The organism is Bacillus sp. IT-79MI2 (genome assembly GCF_949768135.1).
In the GTDB taxonomy this organism is placed as follows: Bacteria; Bacillota; Bacilli; order Bacillales; family Bacillaceae_G; genus Bacillus_A; species Bacillus_A pseudomycoides.
Window position 1 is genome coordinate 1 of the sequence record NZ_CATKPV010000012.1, and the last position, 389, is coordinate 389.

1 pseudogene is annotated in these 389 nt (G+C 37.0%); it reads right to left on the minus strand.

Annotated elements, in window-relative coordinates:
• Positions 1 to 297, minus strand: a pseudogene (locus ACM6HU_RS01005) (IS4 family transposase); the annotation flags it as partial.
• Positions 298 to 389: the final 92 nt, after the last annotated feature.

Sequence of the window (389 nt, forward strand, 5' to 3'; positions counted from 1 at the left end):
AGCTAATATGTGTTGCAAAAATTGGACGGCCGTTTTATTAAACCGTTGATTCAATCCCTCAGGACTGATGAGCACTTCTGTTGATGCTTCTAAACAGCTAGATAACTGAGTTAAAGAAGTCGTAGCGACATTTTGGCTCATCCATACACATAAAGCAACTAAATCTTTTGCTTGGTACTTACTGGTTCGTTGCACAAAACCAACGTCTTTAGCAAGGTCCCGTAAAGTATTTGGAGATAACAAGCTTTGAATCTCTTGAGCGAATAGCTGTAATTCATCGGATACAGAAATAGACATAAAAAACGCCATCCTTTCTTATGATTCTACAGAAAGAATAGCGTATTTTTTTATTTTAGGGGGGATTTTGTTTTATTAGCTTGATAGCGATG